This window comes from Albidovulum sediminicola, assembly GCF_025751575.1.
Taxonomy (GTDB): Bacteria; Pseudomonadota; Alphaproteobacteria; order Rhodobacterales; family Rhodobacteraceae; genus Albidovulum; species Albidovulum sediminicola.
The window spans coordinates 1-19,309 of the sequence record NZ_JAOWLA010000014.1 but is presented as its reverse complement, the minus strand read 5'-3'; the positions used below and the strand labels follow the sequence as shown (position 1 = coordinate 19,309).

Annotated in this window: 29 protein-coding genes; all 29 read right to left on the bottom strand. The window is 64.0% G+C overall.

Going from position 1 to position 19,309, the window contains the following annotated elements; all coding sequences use genetic code 11:
• Positions 1-39: 39 nt before the first annotated feature.
• On the bottom strand, positions 40-1,056 hold the full coding sequence (locus OE647_RS14585) for an amino acid ABC transporter substrate-binding protein (RefSeq protein WP_263722485.1): 1,017 nt from the start codon (positions 1,054-1,056) through the stop codon (positions 40-42).
• A 215-nt stretch (positions 1,057-1,271) separates the two neighbouring features.
• Positions 1,272-1,988 (bottom strand): ATP12 family chaperone protein, encoded by a 717-nt coding sequence (locus OE647_RS14580; protein ID WP_263722484.1) that lies wholly within the window; start codon positions 1,986-1,988, stop codon positions 1,272-1,274.
• Positions 1,985-2,656, bottom strand: a complete 672-nt coding sequence (locus OE647_RS14575; protein WP_263722483.1) for an HAD-IA family hydrolase — start codon at positions 2,654-2,656, stop codon at positions 1,985-1,987. Before OE647_RS14575 ends, OE647_RS14580 begins: the two co-directional genes overlap by 4 nt.
• Entirely contained in the window at positions 2,653-3,699 is a 1,047-nt protein-coding gene (locus tag OE647_RS14570) for an RluA family pseudouridine synthase (RefSeq protein ID WP_263722482.1), read from the bottom strand. Before OE647_RS14570 ends, OE647_RS14575 begins: the two co-directional genes overlap by 4 nt.
• A complete protein-coding gene (gene crcB / locus OE647_RS14565) occupies positions 3,696-4,073 on the bottom strand; it encodes a fluoride efflux transporter CrcB (protein WP_263722481.1) in 378 nt (125 codons plus the stop codon). Before crcB ends, OE647_RS14570 begins: the two co-directional genes overlap by 4 nt.
• A 47-nt stretch (positions 4,074-4,120) precedes the next feature.
• Positions 4,121-5,431 carry a replication-associated recombination protein A gene (locus OE647_RS14560; protein WP_263722480.1) on the bottom strand — a complete coding sequence of 437 codons (1,311 nt, stop codon included), beginning with the start codon at positions 5,429-5,431 and terminating at the stop codon, positions 4,121-4,123.
• A gap of 58 nt (positions 5,432-5,489) precedes the next feature.
• Positions 5,490-6,077 (bottom strand): acyl-homoserine-lactone synthase, encoded by a 588-nt coding sequence (locus tag OE647_RS14555; RefSeq protein WP_263722479.1) that lies wholly within the window; start codon positions 6,075-6,077, stop codon positions 5,490-5,492.
• 62 nt (positions 6,078-6,139) lie between these two features.
• A complete protein-coding gene (locus OE647_RS14550; protein WP_263722478.1) occupies positions 6,140-6,751 on the bottom strand; it encodes an autoinducer binding domain-containing protein in 612 nt (203 codons plus the stop codon).
• Between the two features lie 426 nt (positions 6,752-7,177).
• On the bottom strand, positions 7,178-7,597 hold the full coding sequence (gene rplQ, locus OE647_RS14545) for a 50S ribosomal protein L17 (RefSeq protein ID WP_263722477.1): 420 nt from the start codon (positions 7,595-7,597) through the stop codon (positions 7,178-7,180).
• Between the two features lie 139 nt (positions 7,598-7,736).
• Positions 7,737-8,753 (bottom strand): DNA-directed RNA polymerase subunit alpha, encoded by a 1,017-nt coding sequence (locus OE647_RS14540; protein WP_263722476.1) that lies wholly within the window; start codon positions 8,751-8,753, stop codon positions 7,737-7,739.
• A gap of 119 nt (positions 8,754-8,872) precedes the next feature.
• Positions 8,873-9,262 (bottom strand): 30S ribosomal protein S11, encoded by a 390-nt coding sequence (rpsK, locus tag OE647_RS14535; protein ID WP_263722475.1) that lies wholly within the window; start codon positions 9,260-9,262, stop codon positions 8,873-8,875.
• A 15-nt stretch (positions 9,263-9,277) separates the two neighbouring features.
• A complete protein-coding gene (gene rpsM, locus OE647_RS14530; RefSeq protein WP_263722474.1) occupies positions 9,278-9,646 on the bottom strand; it encodes a 30S ribosomal protein S13 in 369 nt (122 codons plus the stop codon).
• Positions 9,647-9,832: 186 nt separating this feature from the next.
• Positions 9,833-10,480, bottom strand: a complete 648-nt coding sequence (locus OE647_RS14525; protein ID WP_263722473.1) for an adenylate kinase — start codon at positions 10,478-10,480, stop codon at positions 9,833-9,835.
• Positions 10,481-10,489: 9 nt separating this feature from the next.
• Complete coding sequence (gene secY, locus OE647_RS14520) at positions 10,490-11,851, bottom strand: preprotein translocase subunit SecY (protein ID WP_263722472.1); 1,362 nt, start codon at positions 11,849-11,851, stop codon at positions 10,490-10,492.
• 101 nt (positions 11,852-11,952) lie between these two features.
• Positions 11,953-12,426 (bottom strand): 50S ribosomal protein L15, encoded by a 474-nt coding sequence (gene rplO, locus OE647_RS14515; protein ID WP_263722471.1) that lies wholly within the window; start codon positions 12,424-12,426, stop codon positions 11,953-11,955.
• A 172-nt stretch (positions 12,427-12,598) separates the two neighbouring features.
• Positions 12,599-13,036 (bottom strand): GFA family protein, encoded by a 438-nt coding sequence (locus OE647_RS14510; protein ID WP_263722470.1) that lies wholly within the window; start codon positions 13,034-13,036, stop codon positions 12,599-12,601.
• A gap of 101 nt (positions 13,037-13,137) precedes the next feature.
• Positions 13,138-13,872: a sulfotransferase gene (locus OE647_RS14505; RefSeq protein WP_263722569.1), complete on the bottom strand. Its 735-nt coding sequence runs from the start codon at positions 13,870-13,872 to the stop codon at positions 13,138-13,140.
• Positions 13,873-14,121: 249 nt separating this feature from the next.
• A complete protein-coding gene (rpmD, locus tag OE647_RS14500) occupies positions 14,122-14,313 on the bottom strand; it encodes a 50S ribosomal protein L30 (RefSeq protein ID WP_263722469.1) in 192 nt (63 codons plus the stop codon).
• 12 nt (positions 14,314-14,325) lie between these two features.
• Positions 14,326-14,892, bottom strand: coding sequence for a 30S ribosomal protein S5 (rpsE, locus tag OE647_RS14495; RefSeq protein ID WP_263722468.1), 567 nt, complete (start codon positions 14,890-14,892; stop codon positions 14,326-14,328).
• 126 nt (positions 14,893-15,018) lie between these two features.
• The gene (gene rplR, locus OE647_RS14490; protein WP_263722467.1) at positions 15,019-15,378 is read right to left on the bottom strand and encodes a 50S ribosomal protein L18; all 360 of its coding nucleotides are present in this window, start codon (positions 15,376-15,378) and stop codon (positions 15,019-15,021) included.
• Positions 15,379-15,389: 11 nt separating this feature from the next.
• Positions 15,390-15,923, bottom strand: coding sequence for a 50S ribosomal protein L6 (gene rplF / locus OE647_RS14485; RefSeq protein ID WP_263722466.1), 534 nt, complete (start codon positions 15,921-15,923; stop codon positions 15,390-15,392).
• A gap of 10 nt (positions 15,924-15,933) precedes the next feature.
• Entirely contained in the window at positions 15,934-16,332 is a 399-nt protein-coding gene (rpsH, locus tag OE647_RS14480; RefSeq protein ID WP_263722465.1) for a 30S ribosomal protein S8, read from the bottom strand.
• Between the two features lie 13 nt (positions 16,333-16,345).
• A complete protein-coding gene (gene rpsN / locus OE647_RS14475; RefSeq protein WP_263722464.1) occupies positions 16,346-16,651 on the bottom strand; it encodes a 30S ribosomal protein S14 in 306 nt (101 codons plus the stop codon).
• Between the two features lie 17 nt (positions 16,652-16,668).
• On the bottom strand, positions 16,669-17,229 hold the full coding sequence (rplE, locus tag OE647_RS14470) for a 50S ribosomal protein L5 (protein WP_263722463.1): 561 nt from the start codon (positions 17,227-17,229) through the stop codon (positions 16,669-16,671).
• Positions 17,229-17,534 (bottom strand): 50S ribosomal protein L24, encoded by a 306-nt coding sequence (gene rplX, locus OE647_RS14465; protein ID WP_263722462.1) that lies wholly within the window; start codon positions 17,532-17,534, stop codon positions 17,229-17,231. Before rplX ends, rplE begins: the two co-directional genes overlap by 1 nt.
• The gene (rplN, locus tag OE647_RS14460) at positions 17,534-17,902 is read right to left on the bottom strand and encodes a 50S ribosomal protein L14 (protein ID WP_035714274.1); all 369 of its coding nucleotides are present in this window, start codon (positions 17,900-17,902) and stop codon (positions 17,534-17,536) included. Before rplN ends, rplX begins: the two co-directional genes overlap by 1 nt.
• 69 nt (positions 17,903-17,971) lie before the next feature.
• Positions 17,972-18,205 (bottom strand): 30S ribosomal protein S17, encoded by a 234-nt coding sequence (gene rpsQ / locus OE647_RS14455; RefSeq protein WP_263722461.1) that lies wholly within the window; start codon positions 18,203-18,205, stop codon positions 17,972-17,974.
• A 13-nt stretch (positions 18,206-18,218) separates the two neighbouring features.
• Entirely contained in the window at positions 18,219-18,419 is a 201-nt protein-coding gene (gene rpmC / locus OE647_RS14450; protein ID WP_263722460.1) for a 50S ribosomal protein L29, read from the bottom strand.
• 279 nt (positions 18,420-18,698) lie between these two features.
• Positions 18,699-19,109, bottom strand: a complete 411-nt coding sequence (locus tag OE647_RS14445; RefSeq protein WP_263722459.1) for a nuclear transport factor 2 family protein — start codon at positions 19,107-19,109, stop codon at positions 18,699-18,701.
• Positions 19,110-19,309: the final 200 nt, after the last annotated feature.

The following is a 19,309-nucleotide window of genomic DNA, read 5'->3' as shown; positions in this document are numbered from 1 at the left end:
AAAGGGCGCGCCGTTGGGCGCGCCCTCTGTGCTTGCCGATCAGCGGAACGGCGGAGCGTACTGAAGACCGCCCTGGGTGTAGAGCGCGTTCAGACCGCGCGCGAGACCGATGGAGGTCGACTCGCCGATCGTGGCGGCGAAGATCTCGCCATAGTTGCCGCTCGCGGCGATGGCGCGCTTGGCCCATTCCTTGTCGAGGCCCATCATCGCGCCCAGATCGCCCTCAAGGCCGAGGAGGCGCTTGACTTCCGGATCCTGGGTGGAGGCGGCGACCTCTTCGATATTGGCCTGGGTGATGCCCTTCTCCTCGGCCGCGACGAGCGCGTAGAAGCTCCAGCGGACGACGTCGCCCCAGTTGTTGTCGCCATGGCGCACGGCCGGCCCAAGCGGTTCCTTCGAGATGATCTCGGGCAGGATCACATGGTTTTCGGCATCCGGCATGGTCGCGCGGACGGCGGCGAGGCCGGAGGCGTCGGTGGTGAACGAGTCACAGGCGCCGGCCAGGTACTGGCGCTGCGCTTCGGAGTCGTCGGCGACGGTCACGGGCGTGTAGCTGATGTTGTTCGCCTTGAAGAAGTCGGCGAGGTTCAGCTCGGTCGTGGTGCCGGTCTGGATGCAGATCGTGGCCCCGTCCAGTTCCTTGGCGGAGGACACGCCGAGGTCCTTGTGAACCATGAAGCCCTGGCCGTCGTAGTAGTTGACCGCCACGAAGTCGAGCTTGAGGTCGTTGTCGCGCGAGAAGGTCCAGGTGGAGTTGCGCGCCAGCATGTCGACCTCGCCCGAGGCCAGCGCGGTGAAGCGCGTCTCGCCGGTGGTCGGCACATATTTCACCTTGGACGCATCGCCGACGACAGCAGCGGCGACGGCCTTGCAAACCGCGACGTCGAAGCCCTGGTAGTTGCCGTTCGCATCCGGGGCGCCGAAGCCGGTCAGGCCCGTGTTCACGCCGCAGATCAACTCGCCGCGGGCCTTGACATCGTCAAGGGTGCCAGCCGAAGCGATGCCCGCCAGCAGGGCCGAGGCCGCCAGCGTGCCTAGGAAAACCGATTTGTTCATTCTTACCTCTTCCTGAATTTCCACCCTCTCCGGGCGGTTCTGTTCTAGCCTTGCGGCCGGGTGATCTTGATGGGTTCAAGTCCCATTGAGCGCAAGTTTGCGAATATTCGCCTACCCGCGTCAAGCTGGGAACACGATGGAGCGACCTCACGTCAAGCTTTAATCGCCTTTTCGGCCGTCATCTCGCATTCACGCAGGGCCGTGGGAAATTTCTGTCACGTATCCACGGCAATCAGTTTAAGGAAGTTATGCGCAGACATGAAATCCGCGGCCTTCTTGGTGGCGACCGCTGCGGCCTCTTCGTCCTCGCCCCAAAGCTCCGCCTGCCAGCATTCATCGATTCGACTCAGGGTCAGGGCCTCCTCGGCCGTCAACCGGCCGTGGTGAATCGCGAGTCCAAGAACGAGCGAGCCGGAAATGCCGACGAACTCGTGCAGGGCTGTCAACTCGAATGGCGACAGCCTGCGAACCTCCCGCGCGAGCGCGCCGATGCTTTGCCCGGGTTGTTCCAACGGCACGACGCCGGGCCCGGTGGAAAGCGGCGCGCCCAGTTCCGACCGCGCCCAGTCCAGAAGCGGATCCCAGCCCGCCGACTGGCGCGCGACAAGCCCCTCGGGGCCTTCCGCGCGGTAACACAACAAGTCGGAGGCCCCGTAGGCCGCGATCAATTCGGCAACCTCTTCGAACTGGGCCGAGACCTTGTCGACCGCGGCATTTGCCGCGCGCGTGAGTGGCATCGACATGGGGTCGACGGCACTCTCCTGGGCCTGCCACTCCTGCGCGATGGCCAGTGCGAGGGGCTGCGTCGGAACCACCAGCGGCGCCTTGGCCGGTGTCCTGACCTGCCGCTCATCGAGCCAGACCCCCCAGCCGCCCTCGCAGGGCCGTGCGCTTGCCTCGGTCCAGAACCGTTTTGCCGTCCAGCCGCTCACATCCCCCTCCATAGTTCGTCAAGCACACCGTCGAGGTCGTCGAAAGAGCCCAGGACGCAGGCTGCGCCCGCCTCGGAAAGCGCCTCGGGACTATGGTAGCCCCAGGCCACCCCGATCGCCGGCATGCCCGCCGCGCGCGCCATCTCGATGTCATAGGTCGTGTCGCCCAGCATCACCGCGTCGGCCGAACCCACCCCGGTTTCGGCAACCGCCGCCAGCAGCATCGACGGGTGCGGCTTGGAGGGGTGGTCGTCCGCGACCTGGCGGGTCAGAAACCGCCCCGCCAACCCATGGGCGTCGAGGATATGGGTGAGGCCCCGCCGGGACTTGCCCGTCGCGATGCCGAGCATCACCCCCTCGCGCGCGTCAAGCGCGTCGAGCGCCGCCCGCGCGCCGGGAAACAGCGGCGACAGCCGCCCCGCGCGCAACTGGCCGAAGGCGGACTTGTAAGCCTCCACCGCCGTGCGCCGGGTGGGTTCGCCCGCCTGCGGCAGGAGCCTGGCAATCGCCTGGTCCAGCGAAAGTCCGACGATGGACAGCACCTCGTGCCGCGGCGGCAGGGCGTGATCCACGGCGGCAAAGGCCTCTGACATCGCGGCGACGATATGATCCTGGCTGTCGACGAGAGTCCCGTCGACATCGAAGACCACCAGCCTCGGGGTGCTCATGTCTCGTCCTCGAACGGGTCGGCGGGGGCGTCGGCCTCGGCCCAGCCCACCGTTTTCCACGTGCGTTTCATGTGGTCCGGCAGGGGTGCGGTCAGGGTGACGCGCTTGCCGGTGATCGGATGGTCGAAGCTGATTGAGCGGGCGTGCAGGTGCAGCTTGCGGCTGATCTCTCCGCCAAGCTGCGCGCCCCAACCGTCGCCCAGGTTTTCCTGCCCCGATCCGCCATACTTGCCGTCCCCGACGATGGGATGGCCGATCTCGGCCATATGGGCGCGCAACTGGTGCGTGCGCCCGGTCACGGGAACGAGGCCAACCCAGGCCGCGCGCGACCCCAGCGCATCGATCACCGCGTAGTCGGTAGTGGCGCGCTTGGCGCCCTCGGTCTCATCGATCTTCGAGGGGTGGACCGCGATCATCTTTTCGCCCTCTCCGCCACGGCCGTGACCGGGGGCCTTCACAAGGCCGAAGCGGATGGTGCCCATGCGCGGGCTCGGCACACCGGCGACGGCGGCCCAGTAGATCTTGCGGGTCGTGCGCGCCCGGAACGCCTCGGACAGCGCGCGGGCGATGCGGTCGGTGCGGGCCAGAAGCAGAACGCCCGAGGTGTCCTTGTCCAGCCGGTGGACCAGCTTGGGGCGGTCCTTGTAGCCGAACTTCAACGCCTCGGTCAGCCCATCGACGTGGCGATGCCCCTGCCCCGATCCCCCTTGCGAAGGCAGACCCGGCGGCTTGTTCAACGCGATGATATGTTCATCCTTCCACAGGACCGCCGACTGGATCATCCGAACGTCGGCCTCCGGCAGGCCAGGGGTCTGCACCCGCTCGACCGCAGGGGCGGCGTCGGGCAAAGGCGGCACGCGCACCTCCGCCCCAGGGCCCACGCGGGTCGAGGCCTTGACGCGCCCGCCATCGACCCGAAGCTGGCCGGTGCGGCACATCTTTTCGATCGCGCCTTGGGTGACATGCGGGAAACGGCGTTTGAGCCAGCGGTCCAGCCGGCTTTCGCCCTCTTCCTCGGTAACGGTCAGGTTCTGGACGCTCATGCAAAGGCCCAACGTGTAAAGGACATGCCCGCGACGATCGCCGCAAGCGACAAGACGACGGAGCCTGCCACATAGGCCGTCGCGATCGTGGTCTGGCCGCGCTCCCAGATCGTCAGCGCGTCGAGAGAGAAGGCCGAGAACGTCGTGAACCCGCCCAGAACCCCGGTCATGAGGAAGGGCGCCAGCCGCATCCCGTCCCGGTGGGCAAGCACGACAACCATCACCCCCATCAGGAAGGACCCCGCCACGTTCACCGCCACGGTCCCCCAGGGGAAACCGGGGCCGATCAGCCGCATCGCGGCGACATTCGTCATATAGCGGGCCGAAGCACCGATTGCGCCGCCAAGGGCGACCTGGAGCAGGGTCTGGATCATGCCGTCTTCCTGTGGCGGGGCGGCGGCAATGTCAACCGGCAAGACCGCTAGGCATTCCGCTTGTCCCTGAGCTTGGCGAACCAGTCGAGCCGCTTCTTCAGCTCGCGTTCGTAGCCACGCTCGACCGGTTGGTAGAAGACCGGGCGCCGCATGGTTTCAGGGAAGTAGTTCTGCCCCGAAAACCCGTCCTCTGCGTCATGGTCATAGGCGTAGCCCGCGCCAAAGCCCTGTTCCTGCATCAGCCGCGTGGGCGCGTTCAGGATATGCTTCGGCGGCGGCTCCGAACCGGTGCGCCGGGCGGCGTCGCGCGCGGCCTTGTAGGCGACATAGCCCGCGTTCGACTTCGGCGCGAGCGCGAGGTAGGTCACCGCCTGCGCCAGGGCCAACTCGCCCTCTGGGCTGCCCAAGCGTTCATAGGTTTCCCAGGCGTGCAGGCAGACGGTCTGCGCCTGCGGATCGGCCAAGCCGATATCCTCAACCGCCATGCGGGTGATGCGCCGCGCGAGAAAACGGGGGTCCTCCCCCCCTTCGAGCATCCGGGCGTACCAGTAAAGCGCTGCGTCGGGATCGGACCCGCGCACGGATTTGTGAAGCGCGGAAATCAGGTTGTAATGTTCGTCGCCCGACTTGTCGTAGCGGGCCGCGCGGCGCATCAGGCGCTTGGCCAGCGCCTCCGCCGTCAGGGGTTGGTCCACCTTCCAGGCCGCGACCTGTTCCACGAGGTTCAGAAGCGCCCGCCCATCCCCGTCCGCCATCTCCAGCAGCGCCTCGCGTGCGGGCGCCTTCAGGGGCAGCGGGCGGCCCAGTTCCTGCTCCGCCCGCTGCACCAGGCGTTCAAGGTCGGCCAGCGTCAGCCGTTCCAGCACGATGACCTGCGCCCGGCTAAGGAGCGCCGCGTTCAGCTCGAAGGAAGGGTTCTCCGTCGTCGCCCCGACCAGCAGGATGGTCCCGTCTTCCATATGCGGCAGGAAGCTGTCCTGCTGCGCCTTGTTGAAGCGGTGGATCTCGTCCACGAACAAGAGCGTGCCACGACCCTGCGCGTGGCGCAGCTTCGCCGCCTCGAATACCTTGCGAAGTTCAGGCACGCCGGAAAAGATCGCGCTGATCTGAACGAAGCTCAGCTCGGTCGCATCCGCCAGAAGCCGGGCGATCGTCGTCTTGCCCACCCCCGGCGGTCCCCAGAGGATCAGCGACGACAGGCTGTCGGCCGCCAGCATCGCGCCGAGCGGACCATCCGGCCCCAGGATCTTTTCCTGGCCGATCACCTCGCCAAGCGTGCGCGGGCGCAGACGGTCGGCCAAGGGCCGTGCCCCCGGATTGGCGTTCGTCGTCGGCGGTGTGTCGAAAAGATCGGCCATGCGCGCAGAATACGTTCCCCCGCGACCGAGCGAAAGGCCGCTCGTGGCCAAGCGGGGCTTAGTGCATGTGGGGAACGAAGCGGATGCTAACCGCCTGATACTGCACGCCGTCGATATCCATGACCCGCCCCGCAGGTGACATTTCCAGGCCACACCGTGCAGCCCAGCGGCTCCAGTTCGTCGGCAGCAGCGCCAGCATCTGAGAGATGCCCAGTTCCCGCGCGGCGCGCGACATTTCCAGGACCATGCGCGCATGCACCCCGCGACGGATCGCGGCGGGGACCGATTGCTGGACGAAACCGCGCGTCACCTCCCAGATCTGCGGGTCTACCGGGGCTTCCTCGTAAAGCAGATCGCTCGGGATCGCGTCGAGCAGACCGCGCTGCGCATCGCGGATCATGTAGCTGTAGACACCGCAGCGCGCGGTGGTCGGTGTCATCCTGAGGCCGCCCAGGACCTCACCATAGTCATGCACGACGAGCCAGCGGCTGGCAGGGGTGTCGTACTGATCGTACTCCATCCCCATGGCTTCGGGCAGATTCCACTTGTTGTGCACGATGAAGGACTGTCGACGCGCGCGCATGAAATTGGCGAAAAGCTCGCCATGATTGTGCAAATTAGCGAAAGAGAGTGTCGTGCTTTCCATGCCCTACCGTGGCCTGCGTTCGTTGTGTCTTGTTCCCGGTTTCGGTGGTTACGCCTTCCTGCCTATATCAATCGATAATCGCGCGCGCGCTGCACCGCCTCGGCCGTCGTGCGGGCGAGCAGGGTCTGGCGCGCCGAGTTCAGCCGCGCCTTCAGCGCGCTTTCGGAGATCTTCAGCTTTGCCGCCGCCGCAGCGTAGCGATCGCCATCGGCGATCAGGCGCAGCGCCTCGGCCTGGGCCTTCGAGAGGCTTGTCGGCGGCTCGGTCATGTCATGCAGGTTGTTGATGATCGCGGCGAAGTCCGCAATCTCGGCGTCCGTGTATTCGCGGTCCGAGCGGCTGGCCGAGGCGATCGTCCGGGACTTGATCGGACCGCAGGCGACCGCGAAACCGTAGATCATCCCGTAGTCGCGCGCTTGGCCAAGGATGTCGAAGGGATCAGGGATGGTGATCTCACTCCAGCGGGCCGTGCCCGTGGTGCTGAAGCCCCAAGCAATGATCGGGTCACGCAGGGCGAAGGCCTCCTCGGTGTAGCGATCGATCCATTCCGCCGGATAGGTCTGGTGGTGCAGGAGCGGCAGCGCGAAACGAATATGCAATGCAAAGAAAAATCCGCCCGGCGACATGAGTGACAGGCGATGCAGGTGGAGTTCTATACCTGTACGCAACGACATGATTTTACTGTTTTCAACTTAGGATATGTCCTTTTAGACAAGTTGCCTTTTGGGCGGTCAACTGTATTTTCTGGAATATATCCATGAGGTTGAAAGTGTGGTCGAAAAACTGGTGCTTTCCTCGATGGGCGGCACCTCAGGCCCTCGGTAACCGCGTTCGTGACATGGTGTAGCTGTAATCAGTGATTGTGTTTCCTGGCGATTGTCGCGAACGCGGACCGCAAATCGGTCAAAGACTTGCAGGTTGGAACCGGTTCTGTAGCCTGAATGCGGGCAGATTGGGTGGGGCAGACTCCAGGTGGAAGCCCCGCAGTTTTCGACACCGCAACTGCCATGAGAAAACCCCCGCAGCGCTCTCTCTGCGGGGGTTTGTTTTTCTTATGGCATGCGGCCGGACCTTGACCCGGCCGCGCTATCCCCTTGGGATCAGCCCTCGGCGGCCTCTTCGGCCTCGACGCGGGCCCGGTCGCCCGCACCCTTGGCGGAGGTGTCGCGGTCGACGAATTCGATGATCGCCATCGGCGCCATGTCGCCATAGCGGAAGCCCGCCTTCATGATGCGGATGTAGCCGCCCTGGCGCTCCTTGTAGCGCGGGCCGAGCACCTCGAAGAGGCGCGCGACATGCGCGTCCTGCTTGAGCTGCGCCGCAGCCTGGCGGCGGGCGTGCAGGTCGCCGCGCTTGGCGAGCGTGATCAGCTTCTCGACGATCGGACGCAGTTCCTTCGCCTTCGGAAGGGTGGTCTTGATCTGTTCGTGTTCGATGAGCGAACCGGCCATGTTGGCCCAGAGCGCCTTGCGGTGCTCATGAGTACGGTTCAGTCGGCGGTAGCCGCGAGCGTGACGCATGTTAATCTCCTATCGCGTTTTGCTTTGTCCGGCGGGCGTGGTCCTCGCTCCGCTCTCCTTGGGGCTTTTGCCCGGATAGTCCCCGCCTTCGCGGGCATTTTGCAGGGGCCGTCTACCCGACGGCCCCCGTAAAGGTCAATCAGAACTGGTCCTCGAAGCGCTTGGCGAGGTCCTCGATGTTCTCCGGCGGCCAGTCCTCGACTTCCATGCCGAGGTGCAGGCCCATGCCCGAGAGCACTTCCTTGATCTCGTTGAGCGACTTGCGGCCGAAGTTCGGCGTGCGCAGCATCTCGGCTTCGGTCTTCTGGATCAGATCGCCGATGTAGACGATGTTGTCGTTCTTGAGGCAGTTGGCCGAACGGACCGAAAGCTCCAGCTCGTCCACCTTCTTGAGAAGCAGCGGGTTGAATTCCAGCCCGTCGTCCTCGGCGCCCTTCTGGGCCGATTCCGGCTCTTCGAAGTTCACAAAGATGCCCAACTGGTCCTGGAGAATGCGCGCGGCATAGGCCACGGCGTCTTCAGGGGTCAGCGAGCCGTCGGTCTCGACCTTCATCGTCAGCTTGTCGTAATCGAGCACCTGGCCCTCACGGGTGGGCTGGACTTCGTAGCTGACCTTCTTGACCGGCGAATAGATCGCGTCGATCGGGATCAGGCCGATGGGCGCATCCTCGGGCCGGTTCTTGTCGGCGGCGACGTAGCCCTTGCCCGTTTCCACGGTCAGTTCCATGAACAGGTCGGCGCCGTCGTCGAGGTGGCAGACCACGTGATCCTTGTTCAGGACCTCGATGCCATTGGACTCGGAGATATCGCCAGCGGTGACGATGCCCGGCCCCTTGGCGGAGATCGTCAGGCGCTTCGGCCCTTCGACTTCCATCTTCAGGCTGACGCCCTTGAGGTTCAGCACGACATCCGTCACGTCCTCGCGAACGCCAGAAATCGAGGAGAACTCGTGCAGGACGTTGTCGATCTGGACAGAGGTGATCGCGGCACCTTGCAGCGACGACAGCAGAACGCGGCGCAGCGCGTTGCCAAGAGTGAGGCCAAAGCCGCGCTCAAGCGGTTCGGCCACAAGCGTTGCCTGGCGCTGAGGGTCGTTGCCAGGCCGTACGTCAAGCTGCGCCGGCTTGATCAACTCGTCCCAGTTCTTATGGATCATGAGGTTTGCCTCCATACCTGTTCCAGGACCATGTCCGTAATCCGGGAACGCCCGAGGAAAAACACGAAAGCGGACCGGGGCCGGGCGAATCGCCCGGCCCCGGCCGCCAGATAAATTCGTCAGACGCGACGACGCTTCGGCGGACGGCAGCCGTTGTGCGCGATCGGAGTGACGTCGCGGATCGACGTGATGTTGAAGCCGACGGCGGCCAGCGCGCGAAGCGCCGATTCACGGCCCGAACCGGGGCCCTGAACTTCAACTTCGAGCGTCTTCACGCCATGTTCCTGTGCCTTGCGGCCCGCGTCTTCGGCGGCCATCTGGGCGGCGTAGGGGGTCGACTTGCGCGAACCCTTGAAGCCCATGGTGCCGGCCGAGGACCAGGCAATCGCGTTGCCCTGGACGTCCGAGATCAGGATCTTGGTGTTGTTGAAGGAGGAGTTCACATGCGCCACGCCAGCGGCGATGTTCTTGCGCTCCTTGCGCTTCATGCGGGTCTTGTCACGAGCCATATCTGAACCCTCCCCTTACTTCTTCTTGCCGGCGATCGGTTTCGCCGGGCCCTTGCGGGTGCGGGCGTTGGTGTGGGTGCGCTGACCGCGAACCGGCAGGTTCTTGCGGTGACGCAGGCCGCGGTAGCAGCCGAGGTCCATCAGGCGCTTGATGTTCATCTGGACTTCACGGCGAAGGTCGCCTTCAACCGTGTAGTTCGCGTCGATGTGTTCGCGGATGGCGAGCACTTCGGCGTCGGAAAGCTCGTTCACACGGCGGGTCGGCTCGATCTTGACCGCCTCGCAAATCTTGTGAGCGACGTCGTTGCCGATGCCGTGGATATACTGAAGGGCGATGGGGACGCGTTTCCCCGTCGGGATGTTGACGCCAGCAATACGTGCCACGCGTGTCTTCCTTTCGTTGCGGTTCCGTAGCCCCGGAACCTTTTTTCACAACTTGGCTCGCGGCATGCGCCCGAGCCGGCTTGGTCTGACTTGATTCGCTGCGAGAAAACCTGCGCAAATCAAGACGATTCCCTTGCGGGACGCCGTGACCTAGAGGGTTTCCCGCAGGTCGTCAAGGGCAGAAGGTCAGTCCAGCACCCCGGCGATGGATCTGGCGACATCCTCGATCTCGGCCAGGCCGTCCACCGCGCGCAGCTTGCCCTTCGCGTAGTAGTAGCCGATCAGGGGCGAGGTCTTCTTGTAGTATTCCATCAGCCGCTGCTTGAGGCTTTCCTCATTGTCGTCGGCCCGCCGCTTGAAGTCCGCCTTTTGGCCGCAGCTGGTGCAGACGCCATCGGCGGGGATGGGCTTGGTCAGGTCGTTGTAGACCTCGCCGCAGGTCCCGCAGGTCGAACGCGCGGTGATCCGCGACACCAGCGCGGCGTCGTCCACCTGCATCTCGATCACGGCGTCAAGCTGCATCGCGTGACGATCAAGCAGCGCGCCCAGGGCGTCGGCCTGCGCCAGAGTGCGCGGGAAGCCGTCGAAGATGAAGCCGCCGCCGGTCGCGCCGTTCAGCTTTTCCTCGATCAGACCGATGACGATCTCATCCGTGACCAGTTCGCCGCGGTCCATGACCGCCGCGACGCGCTGGCCCATCTCGGTCCCGCTGGTGCGCGCCTCGCGCAGCATGTCGCCCGTGGACAGCTGCACCATCTCGCGTTCCTCGACCAGGCGGCGGGCCTGAGTTCCCTTGCCCGCCCCCGGCGGTCCGAGAAGAATGATATTCGGCATGGATCCCCCTTAGCGGCGCGACGGCGTCTTCTTGGTACCGTTGCGCTTGCGGCCGCGAAGCTGCGACTTTTCGATCAGGCCTTCGTACTGATGGGCCAGAAGATGCGACTGGATCTGGTTGATCGTGTCCATCGTCACCGACACCACGATCAGCACCGAGGTGCCGCCGAAGTAGAAGGGGATGGCCAGCTGCGAGCGCAGGATCTCCGGCAACAGGCAGACGAGCGCCAGGTAGCCCGAGCCGACGACAAGAATGCGGCTGACGACATAGTCAAGATACTCTTCGGTCTTCTTGCCCGGTCGGATGCCGGGGACAAAGCCGCCCTGGTTCTTCAGGTTCTCCGCCACGTCATCGGATTTGAACGACACGTTCGCGGTGTAGAAGTAAGCGAAGAAGACGATCATCGCGGTGAAGAAGGCCAGATACAGCGGCTGGCCGGGGCCGAAGAAGGCCAGGATCGTCGACATAACAGGGCCGGTCTGCGACCCCGAGAAGGTCGAGATTGTCGTCGGCAGCAGCAGCAGCGAGGAGGCGAAGATCGCCGGAATGACGCCCGCCGGGTTGACCTTGATCGGCAGGTGGCTCGACTGGCCGTCATAGACCTTCATGCCGACCTGACGGCGCGGATACTGGATATGGATCTTGCGCAGCGCGCGCTCCATGAAGACGACGAAGGCGATCACGACCACCACCATCAGGAACACGCCCAGGATCAGCGCGATCGAGACGTTGCCGGCCCGGCCCTGGCTCAGGAACTGCGCGAGCGCTTCGGGAATATTGGCGACGATGCCGACGAAGATGATGAGCGAGGTGCCGTTGCCGACCCCGCGCGAAGTGATCTGTTCGCCCAGCCACATCAGGAACATGGTCCCGCCGACCAGGGTGATAACGCAGGCTGCCTGGAAGAACAGGCCCGGATCATGGGCAAGTTCCCCGGCCTCAAGGCTTTTCGCGAGGCCAAAGGCCTGGAAGGTCGCCAGCGCCACCGTGCCGTAGCGAGTGTACTGGTTGATCTTCTTGCGGCCCTGCTCGCCCTCTTTCTTCAGCTGTTCTAGCGCTGGCACCATCGAGGCCAACAGCTGCACGATGATAGAGGCGGAGATGTAGGGCATGATGCCAAGTGCGAAGATCCCCATGCGGCCAAGCGCGCCGCCGGTGAACATCTGCAACATGCCCCCGATGCCCTGGGAGGCACCTTCCATGAACTTCCGCAGCGCATCGGCGTCGATACCCGGAACCGGGATGTAGGTTCCCAGCCGGTAAACGATCAGAAGACCGATGGTGAAGAAGATCCGCTGGCGAAGATCGGTCGCCTTGCCGAGCGCGCCCCAGGACAGGTTCGCCGCCATTTGCTCTGCAGCAGATGCCATTCGCAGTCTCTTTCATGCAGAGCGCCGCCAACCGTTTTCCGGTCGGCGGCGCTTGGAAAACTGAAGCCTATGTAAGCGGCGCGCACGCCGCCGACAACCGCTTATTCAGCCGCCGGTGCGGCCGCGACCGTCAGCGCACCGCCAGCCTTGGCCACCGCTTCGACCGCGGCCTTGGAGGCGCCGGTGACGACGATGTTGAGCTTGGACGAGAAATCGCCCTTCGCCAGAACCCGCACGCCATCGAGCTTGCGACGCACCACACCGGCCGCGACCAGCGCGTCCTCGGTGATGTCAGCCTTGACGTCGAGCTTGCCGGCATCGACGAATTTCTGGATCACACCCAGGTTGACCACCGCGAAGGATTTCGCGTTCGGCTTGGTGAAGCCGCGCTTCGGCAGGCGGCGGTAGAGCGGCATCTGGCCGCCTTCGTAACCGTTCAGCGCCACGCCCGAGCGGGATTTCTGACCCTTGATACCACGGCCAGCGGTCTTGCCCTTGCCGGAACCGGGACCACGCGCAACGCGCTTGGATTTCTTCGCCGCGCCCGGATTGTCGCGGAGTTCGTGCAGTTTCATGTCGCTTCTCCTAGCCGGAACACCTCCCCGAAGCGATGCGGGAGGGACACGGCGTTTCTTGGTTCTCGTGAATCGGACCCGAGGGCCACCGGGGGCGTATAGCCCCATGCCCATCCGGGATCAAGAGGGCGGCCGCAGCCGCCCTCTCTTGGCGTTTCTCCCCTGCGGCCCCTCAGGACGGGGTCGGCCAGACGAAATCGGGGCGAAGGCCTGAATGGACCGGGCGACCGTCATTGGGCTTGTCATAACCCTTCGTCTCATCCCAGAAGGCGTGGTAGCTCGCCGCCGGGAACGACGCGTCGTAGCCCATGATGTTCGGCACCGCGACGCGGATGCGTTTCTGCTTGTCGTCCAGCATGACGACTCCCCCACATTCGGTGCACAGACAGATCTCAAGCGGCCCGTCCGGGTTCGAAGCGTTGAACGGCACGCGCTTGAGCTTTTCGGGGTGATCGACCTTAAGGTCGCCGTGGTTGAAGAAGGCGACATGCGTGGTGTGCTGCCCGGTCACGGACTTGCAGACATTGCAATGGCATTCGTGGTTATCGATGGGGTCGTGGTCGGAATGCGTGTGAACATGGGCGCAACCGCCCTCATATTTATGTGACATGAAACCTCCCTGAATTGCGCGGGCGCCTCCTCGCGCCCGGTGGCGCCGTCCTAGGCTATCACGAGGTTTCCGATTCGCGAGGGCAGGCTTGCGACTCCGCCCTAGGAGGAGCGGCGGATCCTTGTGTCCGCCGCGGTTCCGCCTTCGATCCGGTTGATCTGCTCCAGCACATGATCGGCGAGCGCCATGTATTCGGCCAGCCGCCGCTGGTCGGCAATCTCGCTGCTGTCGCGCTTGTTGGCGTCGGGCGCCTCGGCGAGGGGCTTGACGCGGGCCAAGACCTGGTTCGCGACCAGAAGCTCCTGGACCTTCATCGCCCAGTCTCGGTCCTCGGTCACGCGCAGTTCCAGGAAGTTGGGCTTTCCGGCGAAGTGCTGTCGGGCGTGCTGTTCGTAAACCCGGCGCTGGCTGATCCAGGCCGCGAGCGCCATCTCCGGACAGGCGAAGAACTCGTGCGCCATACCACCCAGTTTGCGAAGGACCGGGCAATCGGACTCGCCGGTCGGGACCCCGAAGCGCAGCACATGCTTGAGCCGCGAGCGCAGCCAGGATCTTTCGTCACGCGTGTTCAGGATGAACACGGCGTCGGGAAACCAGGCCTCCAGACTGTGGAACGAGGCCTGCTCGCCGTCGGTGTAGCAGTCAGCCTGCGCGAAGTAGGCGCGCCCGTCCTCGGTGTGGGACTGAACCGGCCAGGCGATGTTATGCACGCTCGATAGGCCGACGCGCCCGAACAGCGCATGCAACGAGGTCGTGCCAGTCTTGTTGAAACCGATGCAGAAGACCTTCGCCCCGCCTCGCGCAGCCGGCGCGGCCAGACCGCGCAGCCAGTTCATACCCAACACACCGTTACTCCTTCATCTCGGACCAGGTCGTCGCGAGGCAACCGACCGACGCGCGCGTCCCTGCAGCGACCCGGCTGCGGTTTTCTAGCGCAAGGCTATGCCGGACGCACGGGTTCAGCAATTCTCCGCCCCAACAGAGGAAACAGATCCCCGGATATCGCCGCATTGTTTCCCCAGAAAAAGCAGAAGCGCCCCGGAGGCTTCCCCCCGGAGCGCTTCAAAAATCAGTCGATCAAGCGCTTAGCCGCGCTCTTCGATGATCTGCACAAGATGCGGGATCTTGTTGACCATGCCGCGAATCGCGGGCGTGTCTTCCAGTTCGCGCGTCTTGTTCATCTTGTTCAGACCGAGGCCGATCAGCGTCTGGCGCTGAACGTCCGGGCGGCGGGCGGGCGAAGCGATCTGCTTCACGACGATGGTTTTCTTGGCCATGTCAGAGGCTCCTTACGCTTCGGCCGATTCCGGCTCGGACTTCTTGAGGACATCGCCCACCTTCTTGCCGCGACGCTGCGCGACCATGCGGGGGCTGGCTTCCTTCTTGAGACCGTCCATCGTGGCGCGGATCATGTTGTAGGGGTTTTGCGACCCCAGCGACTTGGCGACGACGTCCTGGACGCCCAGCATCTCGAAGACGGCGCGCATCGGGCCGCCCGCGATGATCCCGGTACCCGGAACGGCGGTCCGCATCACGACGCGGCCCGCACCGTGGCGGCCCTCGATGTCGTGGTGCAGCGTGCGGCCGTCGCGCAGCGGAACGCGGACCATCGAGCGCTTGGCCTGCTCGGTCGCCTTGCGGATCGCTTCCGGCACTTCCTTGGCCTTGCCCTTGCCGAAGCCGACGCGACCGCGCTGGTCACCGACCACCACGAGTGCTGCGAACCCGAAGCGCTTGCCGCCCTTCACCGTTTTTGAGACGCGGTTGATCGCAACAAGACGATCGGCGAATTCCGGGGTTTCCTCGCGCTCGCGACGGTCCTCGCGACGCTCCCGGCGGTTTTCTCTCTCTGCCATAAGGCATTCCTTGCTTGGTGGCGCGGGCTGCGCGCCGTTTGGGCCAATCCTGGTGTTCCCCGACCGTGCCGGGGACCCGGATCATCGGGGTGGCGCGCCCTTACACCGGGACGCCACCCGCATGGATCAGAACTTCAGGCCGCCTTCGCGGGCCGCATCGGCGAGCGCCTTGATCTTCCCGTGGAACAGGAAGCCGCCGCGGTCGAAGTAGCACACTTCGACACCGGCTTTCTTGGCGCGCTCGGCGATCGCCGCACCGATCTTCTTCGCCGCTTCGATGTTGTTCTGACCAACGACACCCAGATCCTTTTCGAGGCTGGAGGCCGAGGCGAGCGTCACACCGTTGACGTCGTCGATCAGCTGAACGCTGATGTTCTTGTTGGAACGATGAACCGAGAGGCGCGCGCGCCCATCGGCCATCGACCGCAGTTTGTTCCGGACGCGCAGGCGGCGCTTGAGGAACAGTTCCCGTTTGCTGTTTGCCATGGCTCGCGTCCTTACTTCTTCTTGCCTTCCTTGCGGAAGATGAATTCACCCTTGTAGCGGATGCCCTTGCCCTTGTAGGGCTCCGGGCCGCGCCATTCGCGGATATTCGCCGCGACCTGGCCCACCTGCTGGGGATCGATGCCTTCGACCACGATTTCGGTCTGCTTCGGGGTCGTGACGGTCACGCCCTGCGGCACTTCGAAATTCACTTCGTGGCTGTAGCCGAGCGACAGCTTCAGGATGTTGCCCTGGATGGCGGCACGGTAGCCGACGCCCTGGATCTCGAGTTCCTTCTTGAAGCCGGTGGTGACGCCGGTCATCAGGTTCTCGATCATCGAGCGGGACATGCCCCACTGCTGACGCGCACGCTTCGAGGTGCCGCGCGGCTGGACCGTGACGGCGCCGTCGGCGAGCGTGATGGTGACATCGTCGGTCGCGGTGAACGACAGCGTGCCTTTCGGACCCTTCACCTCGACCTTCTGGCCAGAGATGTTGGTGGTGACGCCAGCCGGAACCGGAACGGGTTTCTTGCCGATACGAGACATCGAACCCTCCTTAGAACACGGTGCAGAGCACTTCGCCACCAACATTGGCGGTCCGTGCGGCTGCATCCGACATCACGCCCTTCGGCGTGGAGACGATGGAAACGCCCAGGCCGTTGCGGACGGAGGGGATCTCCTTCACGCTGGCATAGACGCGGCGGCCCGGCTTCGAAACGCGCTTCAGCTCCCGGATGACCGGGGTGCCTTCGAAGTACTTCAGGCTGATTTCCAGCTCCGGCTGGCCGCCAACGGCGGTGACAGCTTCGTAGCCACGGATGTAGCCCTCGTCCTTCAGCACGTCGAGGACCCAAGCGCGGAGCTTGGAGGCCGGGGTGCGAACGGTGGATTTGCCGCGCATCTGGGCGTTCCGGATGCGGGTCAGCATATCGCCGAGAGGATCGTTCATCGACATGATCCTGACCTCCTTACCAGCTCGACTTGACCATGCCGGGGATCTGGCCCATCGAGGCCAGGTCGCGCAGCATGATACGAGAGAGCTTGAGCTTGCGATAATAAGCGTGCGGACGGCCCGTGAGCTGGCAGCGGTTGTGCAGCCGGGTCGCCGACGAGTTGCGGGGCATCTCGGCCAGTTTGAGCGTCGCCTTGAAACGCTCTTCCATCGGCCGGGACTGGTCTTCGATCACCGCCTTCAGCGCGGCGCGCTTGGAAGCATGCTGCTTCACCAGCTTCGCGCGCTTCACTTCGCGGTTCACCATGGATTTCTTTGCCATTCGTCGTTCCTCCGCGATCAGCTGTTGAAGGGCATGTTGAATTGCTTCAACAGCGCCTTCGCTTCCGCGTCGGTACGCGCGGTGGTGCAGATGATGATGTCCATGCCGAGAACTTCATCGACCTTGTCGAAGTCGATCTCGGGGAACACGATATGTTCCTTCAGGCCCATCGCGTAGTTGCCACGGCCGTCGAACGAGCTGCCCTTCACGCCGCGGAAGTCGCGGACGCGGGGAAGCGCCACATTGATCAGGCGATCGAGGAATTCGAACATCCGGTCGCCGCGCAGCGTGACCTTGGCGCCAAGGGGCATTTCCTCACGGACGCGGAAGCCGGCGATCGACTTCTTGGCTTTCGTGACGACAGCCTTCTGACCGGCGATGAGCGACAGCTCTTCAGCCGCGTTCTTCACCTTCTTGGTGTCCTTGACGGCTTCGCCGACGCCCATGTTCAGCACGATCTTGTCGAGCTTCGGGATCTGCATGTCGTTCTTGTAGGAGAATTCCTCCTTCAGAGCGGCACGGATCGTACCCTTGTAAAGCGCCTTGAGGCGCGGGGTATAGGTTTGCGCGTCCAGCATCAGATCGCCTCCCCGGTGGTCTTGGCGAAGCGCACCTTCTTGCCGTCTTCCTCACGGAAGCCGACGCGGGTGGCCTTGCCGTTCTTGTCCATGAGCGCGAGGTTCGACAGGTCGATCGGCATCGCTTTCGGCTGGCGGCCGCCCTGGCTGGTCTGCGTCTGACGGGTGTGGCGGATCGCGACGTTCACGCCCTCAACCACGGCCTTGTTGGCCTTGGGATCGACGGACTGAATTTCGCCCTGCTTGCCCTTGTCCTTGCCGGCAAGGACGACGACGGTGTCGCCTTTACGGAGTTTCGCAGCCATCACAGCACCTCCGGCGCGAGCGAGATGATCTTCATGAAGTTCTTCGCGCGCAGTTCGCGAACGACCGGCCCGAAGATACGGGTACCGACCGGCTCGCCCTGGTTGTTCAGGATGACGGCGGCGTTGCGGTCGAAGCGGATGGACGTGCCATCTTCGCGACGAACTTCCTTGGCGGTGCGCACGACGACGGCCTTGCGGACGTCGCCCTTCTTCACGCGACCGCGCGGGATGGCTTCCTTGACCGACACCACGATGATGTCGCCGACGCTGGCGTAGCGGCGGTGGGAACCACCCAGAACCTTGATGCACTGAACCCGGCGGGCGCCGGAGTTGTCAGCAACATCCAGATTGGTCTGCATCTGGATCATTTGGTTTCTCCCGACCTGTGGGGCCTAAACCCCAGGGTTTCGTTCAGCAGGAGGTTGCGGGGTAAGGCCTCAGGCCTCCGTCACAACCGTCCAACGTTTCGTCTTCGAGATCGGCGCGCACTCTTCGATGCGAACGGTGTCACCGATCTTGAACTTGTTCTCCGCGTCGTGCGCCCGGTATTTCTTGGACTTACGAACGGTTTTCTGGAGCAGCGGGTGCTTGAAGCGGCGCTCGACGAGGACGGTGATCGTCTGCTCGTTCTTGTCCGAGGTCACGACGCCTTGCAGGATGCGTTTGGGCATGGATCTGGACCTCTTACTTCGCGGCTTCGGCGGCTTTGGCGTTCAGGACCGTCTGGATGCGGGCGACGTCACGGCGGACGGCGCGCATGCGGGCGGTGTTCTCAAGCTGGCCGGTGGCCTGCTGGAAGCGCAGGTTGAAGGCTTCCTTCTTGAGTTGGGTCAGCTCATCACGGAGCTGGTCCGGCGATTTGCCGGTCAGTTCTTTGGCGTTCATTCGCCTCTTCCTTTCAACATCACCAGAGGGCCCGTTTGGGTGACCCTGTGTCCGGTGGAGTCAACGACAACAAGCGAATCCGGGAAACCCGGAATCGCAGGATGCGTCCCTATAAGGGAGGGGGTCGGGGAGGGCAAGGGAAAGTTTCAGATCACGATACGCGCGGGGCCGGGCATGGCCCAACTCGGCCTCGGGGCGCCGTGCGCATTAGGCGCGGAACCCGAGCCACCTGTCGTCAGCGCCCCGCCGCAGCTAGGGCGCCGTGGCACCGATGCACGATCACTGTTTGGGCGTAATCTTTCCAGCGAAACTGTGCCGGACAATCTTGCCGCTCTCTACAATATAGGTTTCGGTCGCGTATTCGTAGATGTTGCGCGGCGACTCGCCACTCCAGATGAGCAAGGCCGTGTTACCCGAGATGTTCATGCCATCTGAGTTCATCGTGATGTCGGGCTGCGAGAATTCCTGCACGAATTCCTCGTAGAAGTCGCGGATCGCGTCGCGCCCCGAATAGATCTTCGTGGGCGTGATCAACGTCGCTTCGTCATCATAGGTTGCCAAGATCTGATCCACGTCGAGCGCACCGACCCCCCGCAGATTTGCCATCAATACATCCTCGGTGCTTTCTTGGGCCGAAGCTTCGCACACAAACGCCAATGGCAACACGATCGCCGAAATCAGTTTTGTCATAAGTCTTCTCCCCCAGTCTGGCTTCAACGCCGCGCGTCAATCTTGCGGGGTCGCGCCGCGAGGGGAATTCTACTGACCTGCCACTGGTCTTTCATCCAGCCACGACCGGAGCCCGGTGGTTATTTACGCCTATTGGCGCGGGTTGAGCAATCGCCCGTCGCGCGGAGCTTTCATCTCGCGCAGCGGGACGGGCGATTGCG

Coding starts and splice junctions, on each gene's coding strand:
- OE647_RS14585 (WP_263722485.1), bottom strand. CDS start 1,056: ATGAACAAATCGGTTTTCCTAGGCACGCTGGCGGCCTCGGCCCTGCTG.
- OE647_RS14575 (WP_263722483.1), bottom strand. CDS start 2,656: ATGAGCACCCCGAGGCTGGTGGTCTTCGATGTCGACGGGACTCTCGTC.
- OE647_RS14570 (WP_263722482.1), bottom strand. CDS start 3,699: ATGAGCGTCCAGAACCTGACCGTTACCGAGGAAGAGGGCGAAAGCCGG.
- crcB (WP_263722481.1), bottom strand. CDS start 4,073: ATGATCCAGACCCTGCTCCAGGTCGCCCTTGGCGGCGCAATCGGTGCT.
- OE647_RS14560 (WP_263722480.1), bottom strand. CDS start 5,431: ATGGCCGATCTTTTCGACACACCGCCGACGACGAACGCCAATCCGGGG.
- OE647_RS14555 (WP_263722479.1), bottom strand. CDS start 6,077: ATGGAAAGCACGACACTCTCTTTCGCTAATTTGCACAATCATGGCGAG.
- OE647_RS14550 (WP_263722478.1), bottom strand. CDS start 6,751: ATGTCGTTGCGTACAGGTATAGAACTCCACCTGCATCGCCTGTCACTC.
- rplQ (WP_263722477.1), bottom strand. CDS start 7,597: ATGCGTCACGCTCGCGGCTACCGCCGACTGAACCGTACTCATGAGCAC.
- OE647_RS14540 (WP_263722476.1), bottom strand. CDS start 8,753: ATGATCCATAAGAACTGGGACGAGTTGATCAAGCCGGCGCAGCTTGAC.
- rpsK (WP_263722475.1), bottom strand. CDS start 9,262: ATGGCTCGTGACAAGACCCGCATGAAGCGCAAGGAGCGCAAGAACATC.
- OE647_RS14525 (WP_263722473.1), bottom strand. CDS start 10,480: ATGCCGAATATCATTCTTCTCGGACCGCCGGGGGCGGGCAAGGGAACT.
- secY (WP_263722472.1), bottom strand. CDS start 11,851: ATGGCATCTGCTGCAGAGCAAATGGCGGCGAACCTGTCCTGGGGCGCG.
- rplO (WP_263722471.1), bottom strand. CDS start 12,426: ATGAAACTGCACGAACTCCGCGACAATCCGGGCGCGGCGAAGAAATCC.
- OE647_RS14510 (WP_263722470.1), bottom strand. CDS start 13,036: ATGTCACATAAATATGAGGGCGGTTGCGCCCATGTTCACACGCATTCC.
- OE647_RS14505 (WP_263722569.1), bottom strand. CDS start 13,872: ATGAACTGGCTGCGCGGTCTGGCCGCGCCGGCTGCGCGAGGCGGGGCG.
- rpmD (WP_263722469.1), bottom strand. CDS start 14,313: ATGGCCAAGAAAACCATCGTCGTGAAGCAGATCGCTTCGCCCGCCCGC.
- rpsE (WP_263722468.1), bottom strand. CDS start 14,892: ATGGCAGAGAGAGAAAACCGCCGGGAGCGTCGCGAGGACCGTCGCGAG.
- rplR (WP_263722467.1), bottom strand. CDS start 15,378: ATGGCAAACAGCAAACGGGAACTGTTCCTCAAGCGCCGCCTGCGCGTC.
- rplF (WP_263722466.1), bottom strand. CDS start 15,923: ATGTCTCGTATCGGCAAGAAACCCGTTCCGGTTCCGGCTGGCGTCACC.
- rpsH (WP_263722465.1), bottom strand. CDS start 16,332: ATGTCGATGAACGATCCTCTCGGCGATATGCTGACCCGCATCCGGAAC.
- rpsN (WP_263722464.1), bottom strand. CDS start 16,651: ATGGCAAAGAAATCCATGGTGAACCGCGAAGTGAAGCGCGCGAAGCTG.
- rplE (WP_263722463.1), bottom strand. CDS start 17,229: ATGCTGGACGCGCAAACCTATACCCCGCGCCTCAAGGCGCTTTACAAG.
- rplX (WP_263722462.1), bottom strand. CDS start 17,534: ATGGCTGCGAAACTCCGTAAAGGCGACACCGTCGTCGTCCTTGCCGGC.
- rplN (WP_035714274.1), bottom strand. CDS start 17,902: ATGATCCAGATGCAGACCAATCTGGATGTTGCTGACAACTCCGGCGCC.
- rpsQ (WP_263722461.1), bottom strand. CDS start 18,205: ATGCCCAAACGCATCCTGCAAGGCGTCGTGACCTCGGACAAGAACGAG.
- rpmC (WP_263722460.1), bottom strand. CDS start 18,419: ATGAACGCCAAAGAACTGACCGGCAAATCGCCGGACCAGCTCCGTGAT.
- OE647_RS14445 (WP_263722459.1), bottom strand. CDS start 19,109: ATGACAAAACTGATTTCGGCGATCGTGTTGCCATTGGCGTTTGTGTGC.